This is a genomic window from Brevibacterium rongguiense (assembly GCF_009857845.1).
Taxonomy (GTDB): Bacteria; Actinomycetota; Actinomycetes; order Actinomycetales; family Brevibacteriaceae; genus Brevibacterium; species Brevibacterium rongguiense.
Map to the genome: position 1 here is coordinate 1 of NZ_WWEQ01000096.1, position 5621 is coordinate 5621.

The following is a 5621-nucleotide window of genomic DNA, read 5'->3' on the forward strand; positions in this document are numbered from 1 at the left end:
CGGGGGGCCACCGCGGGCCGACGCAGGGCGCCGGCCTGGCTCACACCGCGTGCCCTGGGCCTCGCGGTGGCCTGCGCGGCGGTCCTGGGCGGTGCCGCCCTGCTGGTCCCCGGTCTCGTCGCGGGCGAGCGCACCGCGGAGCCCGCAGCCGCGCACCGGCCCCAGAGCACCGGGGCCTCGGGGGCCGCCGCGGATCCGGCGGGCGGCCCTGCGGCGATGGCGGACCGCGGCAGCCCGGAGGCCGCATTCGCCGCCCTCACCGCGGCGCGGGCGAGCGCGTTCGAGACCGGGGACGCCGAGGCCCTGCGCGCCCTCACTGCCGAGGGCTCGCCGGCTCGCACCGCGGAGGACGGAGCGGACGCCCGCCGCTTCGCCGGGTCCCGGGTCCGGATCGAGGTCGGCAGCCCGAAGGTCGAGCGCGCGGCCGGCGCCGAGGCGGTCGTCACCGCCACGATGGCGGTCAGCGTCGAGCGCGACGGCGCGCGGCGCGACTACGGCTCGCAGCGGGTGCGTACGCAGCTGCGCTACGCGGGCGGCACCTGGCGGGTCTACGCCGTCGAGCGCGCCTGAGGCACGGCCTCAACCTGATCGACTGCACGGAGACGCCGCAGGGGCCCGCAGCCGGGTGGCTGCGGGCCCCTGCGGTGCGCGGCGGTGCCTGCGCTGGAGCCGCTTACAGGTCCAGATCGGCCTGGAAGTTGGCGTCCTCGAGGCGCTCCTTGATCGTCTTGAGGAACCGGCCCGCGTCCGCACCGTCCACCAGCTCGTGGTTGTACGTCAGCGGCAGGTAGACCATGTCGCGGATGGCGATCGCATCGTCGCCGTCCGCGTCCTTGACGACGACTGGGCGCTTCTGGATGGTGCCCGTGCCCAGGATGCCCGCCTGCGGCACGTTGATGATCGGCGTGTCGAACAGGGCACCGAAGCTGCCGATGTTCGTCACCGTGAACGTGCCGTCCGACAGGTCGTCCGGGGCGATCTTGCCGTTGCGCGTGCGCTCGGCGACATCGTCGATGGCCTTCGCGAGGCCGGCGATGCTGAGATCCTGGGCGTTCTTCACGACCGGGACGAGCAGCCCGCGCGGCGTATCGACGGCCACGGCCAAGTTCACGTTCTCGAAGTACGTGATCTGCTTGGCCTCGATGTCGAAGTGCGCATTCACCGTCGGGTGGATCTGCAGCGCCTCGACGATCGCCTTGGCGAAGAACGGCAGGTACGTGAGCTTGACGCCGTGCTTGGCCTGGAACGCGTCCTTGTTGGCCTTGCGCAGCTTCGACACGCGGGTCATGTCCGCCTCGGTCGTCTGCGTGAGCTGGGCCGAGTTCTGCAGCGACTCGCGCATGCGCGCGGCGATCGTCTGGCGGATGCGCGGCGCCTTCTGCGTCGTGCCGCGCAGCTTCTGCGCCTCCTCCGGGATCTCGAGGCGGTAGGGCTCGCGCTGGCCGCCCTGGGCCGCCCCGGCCGCCTGCGCACCCGCGGCCTGCTGCGCCTGGCCGGCCGCGCCGGTGCCGCGCTCGGCGGCGGCCAGCACATCCTGCTTGCGGATGCGCCCGCCCACGCCGGTGCCGTGCACCGCGGACAGGTCGATGCCCTTCTCGCGCGCGAGCTTGCGCACGAGCGGGGTGACGTAGGCCGAGGCGTCGGCCTGCACCGCCTGGGAGATCGAAGCCGAGCGCTCGGCCGAGCCCTCGGACTTCTGCTCCGACTTCTGCTCCGGCTTGTCACCGGAGGGCGCCTGCGACCGCTCGTCGGCCGCGGGCTTGCGCTCCTGGGAGCCCTGCGCCTGCGCGTCCTCCTGAGCGGTCTGCTCCTCGGCGGCGGCCTTCTGCTGCTCGGCCTCACCGGACTGCTGGGACTGCGCCTGCTCGGACTGCGCCTCCTGCGAGTCCGACTGCGCCGGCTCGGAGTCCTCCGCGTCCTGCTCGCCGGACTGCGCGGACTCCTGGTCCGCACCGTCGTCGGAGGACGAGCCGGAGGAGGCAGGAGAACCGGAGCCGACGCGGGCGAGCAACCCGCCCACCTCGACCTCCTCGTCCTCCTCGGCCAGCAGCTCGAGAACGGTACCCGCCACCGGGCTGGGGATCTCCGTGTCGACCTTGTCCGTCGAGACCTCGAGGAGCGGCTCGTCGACCTCGACCTCGTCGCCCACCTGCTTGAGCCAGCGGGTGACGGTGCCCTCGGTGACGGACTCGCCCAGCGCGGGCATCGTCACATCGGTCGACTCGCCCGAACCGGACGCGCCGCCGGAGCCGGACGAGTCGGCGCCGCCGTCGGCGGGCGCAGAATCGTCCTCGTCCTCGAGCGAGGCGTCGACCTCGTTGAGGGAGCCGCTCTGGGCATCGTCCTCGGCGACGGGCGAGCTGGGATCGGAGTCTGTGTCCTGGTCGCCCTGGATGTACTCCTCGTTGGCATCCTCGCCGGACCCCTGCGAGTCCTCGGCGTCCTGCGAGGCCGCCTGGCCCGAGTCGCCGGAATCGGACGCGTCCGAGCCGGAGCCGTCGCCGATCACCGCGAGGTCGCCTCCGACCTCAACCTCGTCGTCCTCTTCGGCGAGGATCTTCTCGAGCTTGCCCGCGTACGGGCTGGGGATCTCCGTGTCGACCTTGTCGGTCGACACCTCGAGGAGCGGCTCGTCGACCTCGACGTCGTCGCCGACCTCCTTGAGCCAGCGGGTGACGGTGCCCTCGGTGACGGATTCGCCCAGTGCGGGCATCTGCACGGTGTTGGACATGGTGGAAGTCTCCCTTGAAAGATCAGTTGTGGAAGTGCAGGGGCTTGCCGGCCAGCGCGAGGGCGGCTTCGCCGATCGCCTCGTTCTGGGTGGGGTGCGCGTGGATGAGCTGCGCGACCTCCTCGGGGAACGCCTCCCAGTTGACGATGAGCTGCGCCTCACCGGCCTGCTCGCTCAGGCGGCTGCCGATGCCGGTCACGCCCACGATCGGGCCGTCCTTCTGGCGGATCGTCTTGACGAAGCCCGTGGTGCGCAGGATCGCCGACTTCGCGTTGCCGCCCAGGGGGAACTCGACGGTCTCGATGCCGTCCTTGCCGTACTCCTCCTCGGCCTTCGCCTGGGACAGGCCCACGGAGAAGATCTCCGGCTCGCAGTAGGTGACGCGGGGGATGCCGGACTCGACCGGGGGCACGGGGCTCTTGCCCGCGATCTCCTCGGCGACGAAGATGCCCTGCGCGAACGCCCGGTGGGCCAGCTGCAGGCCCGGCACGATGTCGCCGACGGCCCAGATGCTGCCCACCCCGGTGTGCATGCGCTCGTCGGTGATGACGAAGCCGCGGTCGAGCGTGATGCCCTGCTCCTCGAAGCCCAGGCCCTTGGTCACGGGCCCGCGGCCCACAGCCACGAGCAGCACCTCGGCGTCGAGGACCTCGCCGTTGTCGAGCGTGACGTGGACACCGCTGTCGTCCTGCTCGACGGACTTGAACATGGTGCCGAGCTTGAAGCCGATCTTGCGCTTCTTGAACGCCTTCTCCAGCGCCTTCGAGATCGACTCGTCCTCGTTGGCCACGAGGTGCGGCAGGCCCTCGACGATCGTCACGTCGGCGCCGAAGTCGTTCCAGATGCTGGCGAACTCCACGCCGATCACGCCGCCGCCCAGCACGACCGCAGACTTCGGGACCGAGTCGTACTGGAGGGCCTGGGTGGAGGTCAGCACGCGATCGCGGACGTCGATGCCCAGCGTCTTCGTCTCCGAGCCCGTGGCGAGCACGATGTGCTTGCCCGTCAGGGTCACGGGGCCGTCGTCGGTGGCGACCTCGACGGTGTCCGTGCCGGTCAGCTTGCCCTCGCCGGAGATCGTGTCGATCCCGTTGACCTTGATGAGGCCGGCGAGGCCCTTGTAGTTGCGGTCCGTGATGCCCTGCTTGAACTCGAGCGCCTTGGGCATGTCGATGCCCTCGAACTGGGCGCTCACGCCGAACGCGCCGGCGTCCTTCGTCGCCTCGACGATCTCCGCGACGTGGAGGAGTGCCTTCGTCGGCACGCAGCCGCGGTGCAGGCAGGTCCCGCCCACCTTGTCGCGCTCGACCAGGGCGACCTTCATCCCGAGCTCCGCGGCCCGCAGGCCGGCAGCGTAGCCGCCGGGTCCGCCACCCAGGATGACGAGATCGTATGTGTTCTGTGAATCGCTCACGGATGACTCCTCGGGTCGGGATCGTCTGGTGTCCGCGGGGGCCGCGGTCTGGCACTCATCTTTCCACGGATGGCGGCCGATGTCGTGGCCGGTGCCCGCGCGCTGCCTGTGGTGCTCGCCTCAGCCGCGGGAGAGGGCCGCGGCGGTCTCGACGAGGGTGCGCACGGGCACACCGGTGCCGGCGGCCGGCGTGTAGCCCCAGCCGGAGTGCGAATTAAACGACGGCCCCGCGATGTCGACGTGGGCCCACTGCTGGCCGTCCGCGACGAACTCGCTGAGGAAGATCCCGGCAGCGAGCATCCCGCCGGCCCGCGGTCCGGCGTTCTTGAGGTCGGCCACGGTCGAGTCGAACCCGGCCCGGATCTCCTCCGGGAAGGGCATCGGCCACATCTGCTCACCGCTGAGCTCCGAGGCGAGCACGATCCGGTTGCGCGCCTCGGCGGTGCCCATGACACCGGACACCCGGTCGCCGAGGGCGACGATCTGCGCGCCGGTGAGCGTGGCGATGTCGACGATGAGGTCCGGCTTGTCCTCCTGGGCGGCGACGAGGGCGTCGGCGAGCACAAGGCGGCCCTCGGCGTCCGTGTTCGTCACCTCGACCGTCTTGCCGCCGTAGATCCGGATGACGTCGCTGGGCCGCTGGGCCCCGCCGCCGGGCATGTTCTCGGCCAGTGCCAACCAGGCGGTGACGCGCACCGGCAGGCCGAGCTCCGCGATGGCGAAGAGCGCCTGGGCGGCAGCCGCCGCCCCGCCCATGTCGGACTTCATCTCCTCCATGGAGGCGGCCGGCTTGAGCGAGAGGCCGCCGGAGTCGAAGGTGATTCCCTTGCCGACGAGGGCCAGGTGGGCCCGTGCGCGGCGGGGCGCGTACTCGAGCTTGACCAGGCGCGGGCCGCGCTCGGAGCCGCGGCCCACGCCCGTGAGCCCGCCGTAGCCCTGCGCGGCCAGCTGGCGGTCGTCGAGCACGGTGGCCTTGACCTTGAGGTCCTTGGCCCGCTGCGTGACGGCGGCGGCGAACGACTCCGGGTAGAGGTCGAGGGGCGGCTCGTTCACCCAGTCGCGGGCCCCCGCGGTGGCGGCGGCCATGACCGTGCCGCGCTCCACGCCGGGGGCGGCGGCCTTGGGGGCGAGGACCGTCAGGGCAGCGGGGCCCTTGTCGGCATCGCCGCCGCTGCGGTACTGGACGTAGCGGTAGGCGCCGAGCAGCGCGCCCACCGTCACCGCCTCGGCCTCCTCCGCGGTCCGCGCCGGCAGCGCGAGTGCGGCGCTCTCGCCCTTCGTCAGGGCGCGGGTGGCGGAGCCTGCGGCGCGGCGCAGGCGCTCGAGCCGGTCGGCGCCGAAGACGGTCGACTCAGCGGTGTCCGCGTCGTCGGCGCCGATGCCGGCGAGCACGACGGAGCCGGCGGCGAGGCCCGCGGGGGAGGGGATGCGCTGCGCGCTGCCGACCGCTGCGGCGGCGCCGACGGCGCGCGCGGC

The 5621-nt window shown here is 72.4% G+C and carries 3 protein-coding genes and 1 pseudogene; 1 reads left to right on the top strand and 3 read right to left on the bottom strand.

Features of this window, described 5'->3' with window-relative positions; all coding sequences use genetic code 11:
* Positions 1 to 570 (top strand): annotated as a pseudogene (locus GSY69_RS13300) (hypothetical protein); the annotation flags it as partial.
* Positions 571 to 673: 103 nt separating this feature from the next.
* On the opposite strand, the gene sucB reads toward GSY69_RS13300, so the two are convergent.
* From sucB to GSY69_RS13315, 3 genes are all read right to left on the bottom strand, one after another.
* Positions 674 to 2731 (bottom strand): 2-oxoglutarate dehydrogenase, E2 component, dihydrolipoamide succinyltransferase, encoded by a 2058-nt coding sequence (sucB, locus tag GSY69_RS13305; RefSeq protein ID WP_160954316.1) that lies wholly within the window; start codon positions 2729 to 2731, stop codon positions 674 to 676.
* A gap of 22 nt (positions 2732 to 2753) precedes the next feature.
* On the bottom strand, positions 2754 to 4145 hold the full coding sequence (gene lpdA, locus GSY69_RS13310; RefSeq protein WP_160954317.1) for a dihydrolipoyl dehydrogenase: 1392 nt from the start codon (positions 4143 to 4145) through the stop codon (positions 2754 to 2756).
* 120 nt (positions 4146 to 4265) lie between these two features.
* The coding region (locus GSY69_RS13315) for a leucyl aminopeptidase (protein ID WP_160954318.1) at positions 4266 to 5621 on the bottom strand (1356 nt) is incomplete at its 5' end.

Coding starts and splice junctions, on each gene's coding strand:
- sucB (WP_160954316.1), bottom strand. CDS start 2,731: ATGTCCAACACCGTGCAGATGCCCGCACTGGGCGAATCCGTCACCGAG.